The 13,448-nt window shown below is 65.3% G+C and carries 14 protein-coding genes; 7 read left to right on the top strand and 7 right to left on the bottom strand.

Features of this window, described 5'->3' with window-relative positions; genetic code table 11:
• Window positions 1–77 precede the first annotated feature (77 nt).
• The gene (locus tag RBB31_RS19475; protein ID WP_306130915.1) at window positions 78–215 is read left to right on the top strand and encodes an aa3-type cytochrome c oxidase subunit IV; all 138 of its coding nucleotides are present in this window, start codon (window positions 78–80) and stop codon (window positions 213–215) included.
• A 95-nt stretch (window positions 216–310) separates the two neighbouring features.
• On the opposite strand, the gene RBB31_RS19470 is transcribed toward RBB31_RS19475, so the two are convergent.
• Entirely contained in the window at window positions 311–634 is a 324-nt protein-coding gene (locus RBB31_RS19470) for an AzlD domain-containing protein (protein WP_306130914.1), read from the bottom strand.
• Window positions 634–1,347, bottom strand: a complete 714-nt coding sequence (locus RBB31_RS19465) for an AzlC family ABC transporter permease (protein ID WP_306130913.1) — start codon at window positions 1,345–1,347, stop codon at window positions 634–636. The genes RBB31_RS19470 and RBB31_RS19465 overlap by 1 nt, the downstream gene beginning before the upstream one ends.
• A gap of 61 nt (window positions 1,348–1,408) precedes the next feature.
• Between RBB31_RS19465 and fdhD the strand changes: the two genes are divergently transcribed.
• The 4 genes from fdhD to glp are packed head-to-tail and all read left to right on the top strand — an operon-like array spanning window position 1,409 to window position 5,527.
• Window positions 1,409–2,293, top strand: a complete 885-nt coding sequence (fdhD, locus tag RBB31_RS19460; RefSeq protein ID WP_306130912.1) for a formate dehydrogenase accessory sulfurtransferase FdhD — start codon at window positions 1,409–1,411, stop codon at window positions 2,291–2,293.
• Window positions 2,290–2,934 (top strand): molybdenum cofactor guanylyltransferase MobA, encoded by a 645-nt coding sequence (gene mobA / locus RBB31_RS19455; RefSeq protein ID WP_306130911.1) that lies wholly within the window; start codon window positions 2,290–2,292, stop codon window positions 2,932–2,934. Before fdhD ends, mobA begins: the two co-directional genes overlap by 4 nt.
• A complete protein-coding gene (gene mobB, locus RBB31_RS19450; protein WP_306130910.1) occupies window positions 2,931–3,422 on the top strand; it encodes a molybdopterin-guanine dinucleotide biosynthesis protein B in 492 nt (163 codons plus the stop codon). The genes mobA and mobB overlap by 4 nt, the downstream gene beginning before the upstream one ends.
• Entirely contained in the window at window positions 3,419–5,527 is a 2,109-nt protein-coding gene (glp, locus tag RBB31_RS19445) for a gephyrin-like molybdotransferase Glp (protein ID WP_306130909.1), read from the top strand. The genes mobB and glp overlap by 4 nt, the downstream gene beginning before the upstream one ends.
• 57 nt (window positions 5,528–5,584) lie before the next feature.
• On the opposite strand, the gene hemF is transcribed toward glp, so the two are convergent.
• Genes hemF through clpS form a run of 4 tightly spaced genes read right to left on the bottom strand, consistent with a single transcriptional unit; the run spans window position 5,585 to window position 8,708 of the window.
• Window positions 5,585–6,472: an oxygen-dependent coproporphyrinogen oxidase gene (hemF, locus tag RBB31_RS19440; protein WP_306130908.1), complete on the bottom strand. Its 888-nt coding sequence runs from the start codon at window positions 6,470–6,472 to the stop codon at window positions 5,585–5,587.
• A gap of 48 nt (window positions 6,473–6,520) precedes the next feature.
• A complete protein-coding gene (locus tag RBB31_RS19435) occupies window positions 6,521–7,321 on the bottom strand; it encodes an SDR family NAD(P)-dependent oxidoreductase (RefSeq protein ID WP_306130907.1) in 801 nt (266 codons plus the stop codon).
• Between the two features lie 45 nt (window positions 7,322–7,366).
• Window positions 7,367–8,326: a class I SAM-dependent methyltransferase gene (locus tag RBB31_RS19430; protein WP_306130937.1), complete on the bottom strand. Its 960-nt coding sequence runs from the start codon at window positions 8,324–8,326 to the stop codon at window positions 7,367–7,369.
• A 43-nt stretch (window positions 8,327–8,369) separates the two neighbouring features.
• Window positions 8,370–8,708 carry an ATP-dependent Clp protease adapter ClpS gene (gene clpS, locus RBB31_RS19425; protein ID WP_103763109.1) on the bottom strand — a complete coding sequence of 113 codons (339 nt, stop codon included), beginning with the start codon at window positions 8,706–8,708 and terminating at the stop codon, window positions 8,370–8,372.
• Window positions 8,709–8,800: 92 nt separating this feature from the next.
• Here clpS and RBB31_RS19420 point away from each other — a divergent pair, with 92 nt between their 5' ends.
• Window positions 8,801–9,502, top strand: a complete 702-nt coding sequence (locus RBB31_RS19420; protein WP_306130906.1) for an HAD family hydrolase — start codon at window positions 8,801–8,803, stop codon at window positions 9,500–9,502.
• Between the two features lie 119 nt (window positions 9,503–9,621).
• Here the strand turns inward: RBB31_RS19420 and RBB31_RS19415 are convergent, their stop codons facing one another.
• Window positions 9,622–10,335, bottom strand: a complete 714-nt coding sequence (locus RBB31_RS19415) for a thioredoxin family protein (protein WP_306130905.1) — start codon at window positions 10,333–10,335, stop codon at window positions 9,622–9,624.
• A 218-nt stretch (window positions 10,336–10,553) separates the two neighbouring features.
• On the opposite strand from RBB31_RS19415, the gene acnA reads away from it, so the two are divergent.
• Window positions 10,554–13,343: an aconitate hydratase AcnA gene (gene acnA, locus RBB31_RS19410; RefSeq protein ID WP_306130904.1), complete on the top strand. Its 2,790-nt coding sequence runs from the start codon at window positions 10,554–10,556 to the stop codon at window positions 13,341–13,343.
• Window positions 13,344–13,448 lie beyond the last annotated feature (105 nt).

Below are 13,448 nucleotides of genomic sequence, written 5' to 3'. Positions count from 1 at the left end.
GTTCCGGGCCGTGACAGCCGGATCGGAATCCGTTATCCAGACGCGAACAGTGACAACCGCACACGAGGATCGGGATCATGGCCAACGAACACAAGCACGGTGAAATGGATATCAGGGTTCAGGAAAAGACCTTCGAGGGCTTTCTGAAGGCGTCGGCCTACGTCGCGGCCGGCTCCATCATCTTTCTTATCCTGCTGGCGATGATCAACATCTAGGCCGCGCATCGGCCAACCGACAGAAATCCGACGCCCCCCGGGAAACCGAGGGGGCGTTTTGCTTTGCAGCAATGCCCCGGCCCTCGTCCGCCGCGTCACCCCACCAGGTACAGCATCAAGTAAAGGGCGGCGCCGCCCGCAAGGATCGCCGCGATGATGTTCCGCGTCCATCCGCCCACCACGACAGTCACCGCCGCCGCTGTCAGTCGCGCGGGGTCCATCTCTCCCTCCGTCGCCGCGGGCCACAGGACCAGCGGTGCCACCAGCCCGGGCAGGATCGCGACCGCGGTATAGCGCAGGTGCCGCAAAAGCCAGGGCGGCATCGGCCTGTCCCCCACGATCCCGATAAAGAAAAAACGCAGCGCATAACTGCCCAGCCCCAGCAGGATGATCACGGTCCAGATGGTTACGCTGTCCATCACGCGCCCCCCTCCGGCTGCGTCCGCCGCTCGATCTCGGCGCCTGTCATCATCGCCAGGATCCCCGCCACGAACAGGCCAAGGTTATAGGGCAGAAAGGCAAAGACCAACGCTCCCACCACCGACACCAGCGCCGCGGCCAGATGCGCCCGCGTCCGCAACATCGGCATGATCAGCGCGATGAACGTGATCGGCACCGCGAAATCCAGCGCCATCCACTCGGGAATCGACGTGCCCAGAACGGCACCGACCACCGTGAACAGGTACCAGAACGGACAGACGGGCACGACCGTCCCCCAGAAATAGATCAGCTTCTGGCGCAGGCTCCATTGCCGGTTCTGTTCATAACGGATCGAGGCGAGCGCATAGCTCTGGTCGACGATAAAATACGCCGCCAGCGCCCGGTGCCACAGCGGCGCCCCGCCCAGGTACGGCGTCAGCGCGGCGGAATACATCGCCATCCGCAGGTTCACCGCCAACGCCGAGGCCAGCACCAGGATCACCGGCGCCTGATCCACCATCAGCTGCAGTGCCGTGAACTGAGCCGCCCCGGCGATCACCGCAAAGGAAAAGGTCAGCGCCTCCAGCACGTTCAGCCCGGCCTCGGTCGCGACCACGCCAAAGAGCGTGGCAAAGGGCGACACGACCAAAACAAAGGGGGCCGCATCGCGTACCCCTTTGAAGAAAATCGACTTGTCGGTTTCCGTTGTCATCCCGACGCCCTAAGTTAGCATCTGTACAAAAGTGCCTATCCTGCAATTGGGGGGATCGCAATTGGCGAAGACCGACAATCTGAACGCGTACATCATCGCCCCCGACCCCAAGGCGCCGCGCCTGACGCGGACCGTGGACGGGGTGGACCATGACGGCACTCCCACCAGCATCGCGGTGGTCGAGGAGCGCCCGCTGACCATCTTCCTCAACGGGCAGGAGATCGTCACGGCCATGACCATCGGCGACTATCCCGACTATCTCGCTCTCGGCTTCCTGCGGAACCAGGGGATGCTCAAGGACGGCGAGACGGTAAAGGGCGTCGACTATGACGAGGATCTCGAAACCGTCGTGGTGCGCACCGATGGCGAAACCACCTACGAGGAAAAGCTCAAGAAAAAGACCCGCACCTCCGGCTGTGCCGTGGGCACCGTCTTCGGCGACATGATGGAGGGGCTGGAGGACACGACCCTGCCCGACCTGCGGGTCAAGACCTCGGACCTCTACGCGCTGTCGGCGACGATCAACCGCACGCCGTCGCTCTATCTCGAGGCCGGAGCGATCCACGGCACCGTCCTCTGCCAGGGTGACCGTCCGCTGGTCTACATGGAGGATGTCGGCCGCCACAACGCCGTCGACAAGATCGCCGGCTGGATGCTGTCCGAAGGTGTCTCTCCCGACGACAAGCTGCTCTACACCACCGGGCGGCTGACATCGGAAATGGTCATCAAGACCGCGCTCATGGGCATCCCAGCCCTCGCCTCCCGCTCCGGCTTCACCGCCTGGGGGGTCGAGATCGCCCGCGAGGTCGGTCTCACCCTCATCGGCCGGATGCGTGGCCGCCGGTTCGTCTGCCTTGCGGGCGAGGAACGTCTGGTACGCGATGCAGACCCGGCCTCGATCCCCGATGAGGACAAGAAACACCGCCGCAAAAGCGCCGACGCATGAGCAAACCCTTGGGCGTGATCCTCGCAGGTGGCCTCGCCACCCGGATGGGCGGCGGCGACAAGGGCCTTTTGCCCTTGGGCGACGGCACGATCCTCGATCAGGTCATCGCCCGCCTCGGTCCGCAGGTTTCCGGCATGGCCCTGAACGCCAACGGCGATCCGGAACGCTTCGCGAATCTCGGCCTACCCGTCCTGCCCGACCCCCTGCCGGATTTTCCGGGGCCTCTCGTGGGTGTGCTGGCCGGTCTGGATTGGGCCGCGACCCAAGGCGCGGAGACCATCGCCACCGTCGCAGCAGACACGCCATTTTTCCCCAAGGCTCTCGTCGCCCACCTCGCCGAGACGGCAAAGGACATGCCCCACCCCTTGGTCCTCGCCGCCACCCCGCGCGGCGCGGACGAGAAAACCAAGTCCATGTCCCGCTCCGGCCTCATCCGCCACCCCACTTTCGGCCTCTGGCCCGTGGCCCTGCGCGACGACCTGCGCGCCGCCTTGCAAGACGGCCTGCGAAAGGTCGTCCTCTGGACCGAAAAGCATGGCGGCCGCGAGGCGCTGTTTGACATCCCCGGCGATCCGTTCTTCAACGTGAACACGCCCGAAGATCTGGCGCGGGCGCAGGACATGATGAAAGATCAGGCATGAAACTGTACGGTGTCGTAGGGTGGAAGAACGCCGGCAAGACCGGCCTGATGGAACGGCTCGTGACCGAAATCTCCGGTCGCGGCTTCTCCGTCTCCACCGTCAAGCACGCCCATCACCGCTTCGACGTCGACCACCCCGGTAAGGACAGTCACCGCCACCGCGTCGCCGGCGCGACCGAGGTGCTGCTGGCCTCGCGCAACCGCTTTGCCCTGATGCACGAACTGCGCGACGAGGACGAACCGTCCCTCGACACACTCCTGTCCAAACTCGCACCCGTCGATCTCGTCCTCATAGAAGGCTACAAGCGCGACGCGCATCCCAAGGTCGAGGCGCACCGAGCCGTCACCGGCAACCCGCTGATCGCGACCGATGACCAGACGATCCGCGCCGTGGCCAGCGACACACCTCTCGACCTCGACCGCCCGGTCTTCGACCTCGACGACACCAAAGCCATCGCCGATTTCATCCTGGGGCAGGTCGGCTTGTGACGCCGTACGACACGGTCGCGATCGTCGACTGGTCCGGCGGCAACGACACCGGCACACGCCCCCGGAAAGACGCCATATGGCTCGGGATCACCCGTGACGGGATCGATACCGAGCCGCGTTACATTCGCAATCGTGTGGACGCCGAGGCGATCCTCGCCGCTCTCATCGAAACCGAGACAGCCGCCAATCGCCGCCTTTTCATCGGCCTCGATTTCCCTTTCGCCTATCCCGCCGGTTTCTCCCGCGCCTTCACCGGCGCCGACGATCCCTTCGCCGTCTGGGCATGGCTGGCCGATCACGTCACCGACACTCCCAAAGCCAACAACCGCTTCGACGTGGCGGGGCGAGTGAACCGCGCTCTCGGCAACGGCACCGGCCCGTTCTGGGGCAATGGCCGCCCCGGTCACGATGTCCCCGGCCTGCCGCGCACCAAGCAAAGCTATCACAATCCCTTCCCCGACCGCCGCGCGGTCGAACGGGAGGCCAAAGGCAGCTTCACCTGCTGGCAACTCTCTGGCGCGGGCGCGGTGGGCGGCCAGGTCCTCACCGGCCTGCCCATCCTGCACCGCCTGCGCCAGCGCTTCCCCGACCTCATCGCCGCCTGGCCCTTCGAGCCCCTCGACAAGCTCGTTGCCCTCGTCGAAATCTGGCCCGGCCTCATCAACCCGATCGTCAAGCGGGCCGAGGCGCGGGGCGGCATCCGCGACGCTCACCAGGTCCGCCTGCTGGCCCGCGCCGTCGCCCGCTTGCACCCCGACGCCCTGGCCGCCATGCTGGACGTCACCGCCCCGGTCGAAGGCTGGATCATGGGGCTCGGACACGAGGAAACGCTGATGGCCGCCGCCGACGATACACTTCGCCCCCCGCCCCTGCGTGACGACTGCTTTGCGCTGCCCGCCGGCGTCGACTGGACCCCGGTCGACGACGCGCTGGCCCTGCTGCGCGACCGGCTCCACCCGGTCGTCGCGACCGAAACCGTGTCGCTGGACCAGGCCCTGAACCTTATCCTCGCCGCCAACGTCACCGCCAGACGGGCCAACCCGCCCCTGCCCAACACCGCGGTCGACGGCTACGGCTTTGCCCATGCCAGCCTGACCGAGGGCAACCAGACCCTGCCCCTCATCCCCGGTCGCGCCGCCGCAGGCATGGCCTTCGAGGGCATCGTGCCCCCCGGCCATGCCATCCGCATTCTCACCGGCGCCGCCCTGCCGCAGGGCGTCGACACCGTGATCCTGCAAGAGGACGTCACCGCCAGCGACACCGCCATCGCCTTCCGCCCCGGCATCAAGCGCGGCGCCAACACCCGCAAGGCGGGCGAGGACGTACAGGCGGGCGATACGATCCTTCGCAAGGGTCGCAGGCTCACTCCCGCCGACCTCGCCCTCCTGTCGGCCACCAACAATACCGACCTCCCGGTATATGCCCGCCTGCGCGTTGCCGTCCTCTCCACCGGCGACGAACTGGTCGAGCCGGGCGCCACCGCCGCACCGGGCCAGATCTTCGACGCCAACCGCCCCATGCTCCTGGGCCTCATCGAACGCTTCGGGTTCACCCCCGTCGATCTGGGCCGCGTGCCCGACGACCGCGAGACGCTACGCGCCACACTCGACCGCGGCGCAAAGCAGGCCGATGTGATCCTCACCTCCGGCGGCGCTTCGGCGGGCGACGAAGACCATGTCTCGGCTCTGCTGAACGAGGCCGGCGCGATGTCCCAATGGCGCATCGCGGTCAAGCCGGGTCGCCCACTGGCGCTTGGCCTCTGGAACGGGACCCCGGTCTTCGGCCTTCCGGGCAACCCGGTCGCCGCGCTGGTCTGCACGCTGATCTTCGCCCGCCCCGCCATGGGCCTGCTCTCGGGCGAGGGCTGGAAACGCGCGCAAACCTTTGTCCTGCCCGCCGGCTTCTCGAAGTCCAAGAAACCCGGCCGCCGCGAGTATCTGCGCGCCCGTGTCACCGATGGGCAGGCGGAGGTGTTCAAATCCGAAGGCTCCGGGCGCATCAGCGGACTCAGCTGGGCCGAGGGGCTCGTCGAACTGCCAGACGGCGCCGCCACGGTCAATCCCGGCGACCCGGTCACCTACATCCCGTTTGCCAGCTTCCTCTGACCCGCGCTTTTTCCTGCCCGAAGTAGTCTTGCCGAAGGCATTCTTCTCTTCCGGCGCTCAGGTCCACTTCGCCACTGGCGGCAGGCTCATCAGGACGGCATCGGCATCATGGCCCGTGGCCAGCCCGAATTTGGTGCCCCGGTCGTAGACGAGGTTGTACTCGGCATAAAGCCCGCGATGCACCAGCTGCACCTCCTTGTCGGCGTCGCTCCAGTCCTGCGCGCGGCGCTTTTGCACCAGCGGCAGATACGCTTTCAGGAAGGCTCGCCCGATATCCTGGGTCAGGGCGAAATCCGCCTCCCAGTCGCCGGTATTGCGATCATCCATGAAAATGCCGCCCACGCCCCGCGCCCGGTGGCGGTGCGGGATATAGAAATATTCGTCCGCCCAGGTCTTCAGCGCCGGATAGATATCCGTTCCGTGCGGATCCAGATGCGCCTTCTGCTGGCCGTGGAAATGCGCGGTATCCTCGTCATACTCGATGCACGGGTTCAGGTCCGATCCGCCCCCGAACCACCAGGCGTGCGGTGTCCAGAACATCCGCGTGTTCATGTGCACCGCCGGCACATGCGGGTTCTGCATATGGGCCACGAGGCTAATGCCACTGGCCCAAAAACTGGGATCGTTTTCCATCCCCGGCACGCCCCGCGCCGCCATGGCCTTCTGTGCCTGCTCTCCCAGCTGGCCGAACACTTCCGAGACGTTGACGCCCACCTTCTCGAACACGCGCCCGCCGCGCATCACGCTCATCAGCCCGCCGCCCGCGTCCGAGCCGTCCTCGCTGGTGCGCCGGGTGGGTTTCACCTCGAACCGCCCCGCGTCCGCCTCCGACAGCGGGCCGCTCGCGTGGCTGTCCTCCAGCCCCTCGAAGGCCGCGACGATCTCATCGCGCAACTGGTGAAACCATGTCGCTGCGCGGCTTTTCTGCTCTGTCATGTCTGTCATGGTACTTCCTTCAGCAAGACCGCCCCGGCGGGCGTCCGAGCGGGCCCATCAGTGTGCGGGCGCCGACACCGGGTCAAGCAGCGACCGCCCGCCATCCACCGTCATGATCTGCCCCGTCATGAAGCTCGATCCGTCGCAGGCGAGGTACTGTACCGCCTCGGCCATCTCGTTCGGCGCCGCGATACGCCCCAGCGGTGTATGGGCCTCGATATCCTCGCGATAGGTCTTGTTGTCGCGCAACGTGTCCTGCAACGACGCGCTCATCACCGAGCCGAAGGCCACCGCGTTCACCCGGATCCGGTGCGGCGCCAGCGCCACCGCCAGGCTGCGCGTCATCTGGTCCACCGCCGCCGAGGCGATGGAATAGCCCAAAAGGTCGGGATGCGTCCGCCGCCCGGCAATCGACGACAGGTTCACGATCGAACCCACCGGTCCCTCGTCGCGGCCCTCGGCCTGCTTGATCATCCGCTTCGCCACCAGCTGGCTCAGCCGCAGCGCGGTCATCAGGTTCTGGTTCCAAAGCTGCTCCACCGCGTCGTCATCGGGGTTGAGCGGATCCGACGGCAGCATCTGCCGCGAGGCGTTCACCAGCACATCCACGTCCTCGTAGGCGTCGATCGTCGCCGACAACAGGTTGGCCAGCGTCAGCTTTTCGCGCAGGTCCCCCGCGTACCAGCGTTTGTTCGCGCCGTCCTCGTTCTCGCCCAGCTCGTGCTTCAGCAGCTTCTCGTTCGTGTCGGCGAACATCACGTTCGCGCCCTTGTCGACGAAATGCCGCCCGATGGCGAGACCCACGCCACTGGCCGCGCCTGTCACGATGGCGGTCTTTCCCTGTATCGAAAAGGACATGGCTCGATCTCTCCCTGATGGCCCGTCGGACCTTGTTAGCGCAACTCAGCCGCGGGTGCGAGACGGTCGTGCCGCCTGAACGATCTTGAACCGGGTATCGCCGCCAATCTCGCGCACGTCGCCGAAATTGGCGGCCAGATCACCCTCGTAGGGCAGATGCCGGTTGGCCACCATGTAAAGCTGCCCGCGCGGGCTCAGCATCCGCGCCGCCGCCCGTATAAAGGCACGTCCCAGCTCGGGGTCGCTGGCCCGCCCGATATGAAAGGGCGGGTTCATCACCACGGCATCCATCGGCCCCGGCGCGGACCAGTTCAGCGCATCGGCCCAGTGAAACACGGCCCGCGCGTCACCCACGTTCTGGCGCGCACAGTCCAGCGCGACGTGATCGGCCTCGACCAGATGCAGCGCCTGCACGCTCTCACGGCTCAGAACGTGATGCGCCAGGTACCCCCAGCCGGCCCCAAGGTCGACCACTTGCGCACCCAGCTTCTCGGGCAGGGCGTCGGCCAGCTGCCGCGACGCCGGGTCCACCCCGTCGGCCGAGAAAACCCCCGGCGCGGTGACGAATGTCCTGCCACCCTCTTCGACCGTCCCGCGTTCCGCTAGCGCCCAGTCGGAAAAATCGGCCCCTGCCTCGATGCTGAACAGCTTGCCATGCGCCTTCGACAGCGGCGCCGACACCTCGGCGCGCTTGCGACAGGCTTTCAGGATCGATTCGATCCCGTCCGTCTTGGCCCCGTCCACCACCACGATCCCGTCGCTGACACTTGCGGCCTCGGCAATCAGCCCCTGGCACAATGCCTTGGCGCGCGTGGCAAAGACCACCGCCGCGCCATACCGCCCCTCGGCCTCCAGCACACAGTCCCAACCGTCAGCCTGAAACGCCTCCCAATCCGGCCGGAGGCGCGTGATGATCTGGGTACGGTCCTTGGGCAGCGCCGACAGATCCGCGCCGGTGCGCGGCGCGAACACGGCCACCCGCGCGCCCTCGGGCCACGCGATCATGCCATCCTCCACGGCCAGCGACAGGCGCGATGCCGTGCTCACCCTATTCCTTTTCCATGGTGCATTGCAGCGGATGCTGGTGGCGCCGGGCGAAATCCATCACCTGCCCCACCTTGGTCTCCGCGATCTCGTGGCTGAATACGCCCACGACCGCGACACCCTTCTTGTGCACGGTCAGCATGATCTCGAACGCCTGTGCGTGATTCATGCCGAAGAATCGCTCCAGCACCGCCACGACGAATTCCATCGGCGTGTAATCGTCGTTCAGCAGCAACACCTTGTAAAGTGGCGGCCGCTTCGTCTTGGGCTTGGTATCGACGACCACGGCGGCATCGCCGTCGCCGTCATCGTCCTTGCCCGACATGATCACCTGGTGCTGCATCGATCCCCGTTGCGCGTATGGCATTTCGTGAGCGTTTTATATAACTTCCAGAGTGCGTCTGAAAAGGGGGCGCAACCGGGGCAAAGGTCGCAATGGCACAAAATATCACGACAATCGCATTCGATGCCGACGACACGCTCTGGCACAACGAACGGTTCTTCAAGCTGACCCAGGACAGATTCGCCGATCTCCTGCGCGATTACGTCGAAGGGCCCCACCTTGCCGAGCATCTGCTGGCCGCCGAGAAACGCAACCTCGGACATTACGGATTCGGCATCAAGGGCTTTACCCTGTCGATGATCGAAACCGCCATCGACGTGACAGACGGCCGCGTGCCCGCCTCGGTCATTTCCGAACTGATCGCGGCGGGGCGCGAGATGCTGGAACATCCCATCGAGCTTCTGCCCCACGCCCGCGATGCGGTCGAGGCGGTGGCGGGCACCCACCGCGTGCTGCTGGTGACCAAGGGCGACCTTCTCGATCAGGAGCGCAAGCTGGCCCAGTCCGGGCTGGGGGATCTTTTCGACGCGGTCGAGATCGTGTCAGACAAGACGCCGGACGTCTACACCCGCATCTTCGACCGCCACGGCGACGGCGCGTCTCGCGCGCTGATGGCCGGCAATTCCCTGCGTTCCGACGTGAACCCGGTGATCGCCGCCGGCGGCTGGGGCGTGCACGTCCCCCACGACCTCACCTGGGGCTACGAAGTCGACGACGCGCCCGAGGACGCCACGCGATATCGAAAGGTGAAGGATTTGGGAGAGTTGCCCGCGCTGGTCCAAGCGATCGGATGAAGCCGTGCCCCCCTGTCCCGGACTTGATCCGGGACCTCGCGCCTCTGAATGACCATGAACCGGCGCGCACCTATCCCGCGTAGGGTGGGTGAAAACCCACCACGCCCCAACCGTCAACCCTATTCCAGAACCGCCGCCGCTTCGATCAACCCGGCGCCGCCCTTGTTCTGCAACAACACCGCCACCGGCGCATCGCCCGTGGCCTCGGCCTTTACGCGCAACGGCGCGGAACCGTCCCAGTCACCCAGGCTCCGCATCTCGGTCACCACGTTGGCATAGGTGATCGTCCGGCCCGCGTTCTCGCCGCGCTTGATATGCACCGTATTTTCCGGTTGGAACCGCACCAGCTGCACCGTCAGCGGCCCGTCAAGTTCTGCAAGGGGCTCTGCCTCGACCACCACGCTATCGCCCTGACGCGTCAGGTCCATGTCCACCGTTTGCGGCAGCCGCCGGTGCCGGTCGATCACGTCCACCACATCCATGGGCCGGTTGCCAACCACGTCGTCGGCCCCGTTGATCACCATCTGCGGGGTATAGATCACGTTCCGCTCCGCCGTCTTGGCATAGGCCCTCTGCCGCTTGGTATGCGCGGGGCTCGCGAAACTGTCCTTCCAGCCGATATAATCCCAGTAATCCACGTGCAACGACAGCGCGATCACGTCTTCATGCTTCGCCAGCTTGTGAAAGAACTTGTCCGCCTCGGGGCAGGACGAGCAGCCCTGGCTGGTGAACAATTCCACCACCACGGGGCGGCCCGTATCCTGTGCCGCCACCGGTGCCGCGAAAAACAGCACAAGGGCCGCAGCCCCCGTGAACACTTTGCTGAAATCCATGTCTGGCGCTCTACTTCGTTGTTCGTGACGTCGCTTCTGAGTATTCATCCCGGCATGAAACTGCCAATCAAGGTTTCGAGAGAGTCGCGTGAAAACTGTAACATTCACAAATTGTGTGCAATAGTATACAATAATTGCCTGCCCCTCTTGAACGACTCCCCGGTTTCGGTCAGAAGCAAGCCAGACAATCCTGCCTTCATACGTGAAAGGATATCCAGATGCCCATCACCGTCGGTCACGACAGCTCCAAGACCCGCAAGACCCTGAAGGTCGGCGACACCTCCGTCGCCTACTATTCCATCGCCGCCGCCGAAGAGGCGGGCCTTGGCGATTTCTCCAAGCTGCCCGCCGCGCTCAAGGTGGTGCTGGAAAACATGCTGCGCTTCGAGGACGGCAAGACCGTCACCACCGACGACATCAAGGCATTCTCCGACTGGGCCAAGGAAGGCGGCAAGGGCACGCGCGAACTTTCCTACCGGCCCGCCCGCGTGCTGATGCAGGATTTCACCGGCGTCCCCGCCGTGGTGGACCTCGCCGCGATGCGTGACGGAATCAAGGAACTGGGCGGCGACGCGCAGAAGATCAACCCGCTCAATCCCGTCGACCTGGTGATCGACCACTCGGTCATGATCGACGAATTCGGCAACCCCCGCGCCTTCCAGATGAACGTCGACCGCGAGTACGAGCGGAACATGGAACGCTACCAGTTCCTGAAATGGGGCCAGGGTGCCTTCAACAACTTCCGCGTCGTGCCACCGGGCACCGGCATCTGCCACCAGGTGAACCTTGAATATCTGGCGCAAACCGTCTGGACCGACGAGGACCAGAACGGCGAAACCGTCGCCTATCCCGACACGCTCGTGGGCACAGACAGCCACACCACCATGGTCAACGGCGCCGCCGTGCTCGGCTGGGGCGTCGGCGGGATCGAGGCCGAGGCCGCCATGCTGGGCCAGCCGATCTCGATGCTCATCCCCGAGGTCGTCGGTTTCGAGCTTTCCGGCAAGATGGTCGAAGGCACCACCGGCACCGACCTCGTGCTCAAGGTCGTGGAAATGCTGCGCGAGAAGGGCGTCGTCGGCAAGTTCGTCGAATTCTACGGCGACGGGCTCGACACCCTGCCGCTCGCCGACCGCGCCACCATCGCCAACATGGCCCCCGAATATGGCGCCACCTGCGGCTTCTTCCCGATCGACGACGAGACCCTGCGCTACCTGCGTCAGACCGGCCGTGACGAGGACCGCATCGCGCTGGTCGAAACCTACGCCAAGGAAAACGGCTTCTGGCGCGGGCCGGATTACAACCCGGTCTACACCGACACGCTGCATCTCGACATGGGCACCATCGTGCCCGCCATCTCCGGCCCCAAGCGCCCGCAGGACTATATCGCCCTCGACAAGGCCGCGACGGCCTTCCACGCCTACGTCAAGGGAATCCGCGAAGGCAAGGATGCCAGCGCCGACACCGAGGCCCGCTGGGAAGGCGAAGGCGGCGCACCCGAGCCGCGCGACATCCCCGGCAACGAAGGTCATCACAGGATGGGCTTCTACACCGACGAGGACGGCAACAGCCACCAGTTGCATGACGGCTCGGTGGTGATCGCCTCGATCACCTCTTGCACCAACACCTCCAACCCCTACGTGATGATCGGCGCCGGCCTCGTGGCCCGCAAGGCGCACGAACTGGGCCTCACCCGCAAGCCCTGGGTCAAGACCTCGCTCGCGCCGGGCTCCCAGGTGGTGTCGCACTACCTCGAGGCCGCCGGGCTTCAGGACGATCTCGACGCCATCGGCTTCAACCTCGTGGGCTATGGCTGCACCACCTGCATCGGCAACTCCGGCCCGCTGGCCGAACCGATATCGAAGTCGATCAACGACAACGACCTGATCGGCGTGTCGGTGCTCTCGGGCAACCGCAACTTCGAGGGCCGCATTTCTCCCGACGTGCGCGCCAACTACCTCGCCTCACCGCCGCTGGTGGTGGCCTACGCGCTGGTGGGCGACATGAACGTCGACATCGCCAACGACCCGCTGGGCCAGGACAAGGACGGCAACGACGTCTACCTCAAGGATATCTGGCCGTCGCAAAGCGAAATCGCCGAGCTGGTCGAAAAGACCGTCACCCGCGAGGCGTTCCAGTCCAAATACGCCGACGTCTTCAAGGGCGACGAGAAATGGCAGGAGGTCGAGACCTCCGACGCCGAAACCTACGACTGGCCGCCGCAATCGACCTACGTCCAGAACCCGCCCTACTTCCAGGGCATGAGCAAGGACCCCGGCACGATTTCAAACATCGAGGGTGCCCGTGTTCTGGCGCTCTTGGGCGACATGGTCACCACCGACCACATTTCGCCCGCGGGCTCCTTCAAGGAAACCACCCCCGCCGGGCAATACCTGCGCGAACGCCAGGTTCCGGTGCGCGAGTTCAACTCCTACGGCTCGCGCCGCGGCAACCACGAGGTCATGATGCGCGGCACCTTCGCCAACATCCGCATCAAGAACGAGATGCTGGATGGCGTCGAAGGCGGCTACACCAAGGGCCCCGACGGCAAGGAGACGTCGATCTACGACGCGGCCATGGCCTACCAGGAGCAAGGCACACCGCTGGTGATCTTCGGTGGCGAGCAATACGGCGCGGGCTCCAGCCGCGACTGGGCCGCCAAGGGCACCGCGCTTCTGGGCGTCAAGGCCGTGATCGCCGAGAATTTCGAGCGCATCCACCGCTCGAACCTCGTCGGCATGGGCGTCATCCCGTTCGAGTTCACTGGCGGCGACACCCGCAAGACGCTGGAACTCACCGGCGACGAAGAGGTCTCGATCCACGGTCTGGACGACATCAAGCCGCAGGCCGAAGTGCCTTGCACGATCACCTATAAAGACAGCTCGACGAAGGAGATCACCCTCAAGTGCCGGATCGATACGGCGATCGAGATCGAATATGTCGAACACGGCGGCGTGCTGCACTACGTCCTGCGCAACCTCGCGCAGGCACCGATGGCGGCAGAGTAAGCAACGCAGAACCAAACGCAGGGCGGGGATTTTCCCCGCCCTGTTTCTTTTTTTTCGCCCCCCGGCTCGACGCACCCGGATTCTTGAAAAGAATCCGACCCGATT

The sequence above is a fragment of the Roseovarius sp. MMSF_3350 genome (assembly GCF_030733425.1).
Taxonomy (GTDB): Bacteria; Pseudomonadota; Alphaproteobacteria; order Rhodobacterales; family Rhodobacteraceae; genus Roseovarius.
This window is presented reverse-complemented; position numbering and strand designations above follow the sequence as displayed.

What these genes read in the sequence shown, in the direction of transcription:
- RBB31_RS19475 (WP_306130915.1), top strand. Translation starts at nt 78, where the DNA reads ATGGCCAACGAACACAAGCACGGTGAAATGGATATCAGGGTTCAGGAA.
- RBB31_RS19470 (WP_306130914.1), bottom strand. Translation starts at nt 634, where the DNA reads ATGGACAGCGTAACCATCTGGACCGTGATCATCCTGCTGGGGCTGGGC.
- RBB31_RS19465 (WP_306130913.1), bottom strand. Translation starts at nt 1,347, where the DNA reads ATGACAACGGAAACCGACAAGTCGATTTTCTTCAAAGGGGTACGCGAT.
- mobA (WP_306130911.1), top strand. Translation starts at nt 2,290, where the DNA reads ATGAGCAAACCCTTGGGCGTGATCCTCGCAGGTGGCCTCGCCACCCGG.
- mobB (WP_306130910.1), top strand. Translation starts at nt 2,931, where the DNA reads ATGAAACTGTACGGTGTCGTAGGGTGGAAGAACGCCGGCAAGACCGGC.
- hemF (WP_306130908.1), bottom strand. Translation starts at nt 6,472, where the DNA reads ATGACAGACATGACAGAGCAGAAAAGCCGCGCAGCGACATGGTTTCAC.
- RBB31_RS19435 (WP_306130907.1), bottom strand. Translation starts at nt 7,321, where the DNA reads ATGTCCTTTTCGATACAGGGAAAGACCGCCATCGTGACAGGCGCGGCC.
- RBB31_RS19430 (WP_306130937.1), bottom strand. Translation starts at nt 8,326, where the DNA reads ATGATCGCGTGGCCCGAGGGCGCGCGGGTGGCCGTGTTCGCGCCGCGC.
- clpS (WP_103763109.1), bottom strand. Translation starts at nt 8,708, where the DNA reads ATGCAGCACCAGGTGATCATGTCGGGCAAGGACGATGACGGCGACGGC.
- RBB31_RS19420 (WP_306130906.1), top strand. Translation starts at nt 8,801, where the DNA reads ATGGCACAAAATATCACGACAATCGCATTCGATGCCGACGACACGCTC.
- RBB31_RS19415 (WP_306130905.1), bottom strand. Translation starts at nt 10,335, where the DNA reads ATGGATTTCAGCAAAGTGTTCACGGGGGCTGCGGCCCTTGTGCTGTTT.
- acnA (WP_306130904.1), top strand. Translation starts at nt 10,554, where the DNA reads ATGCCCATCACCGTCGGTCACGACAGCTCCAAGACCCGCAAGACCCTG.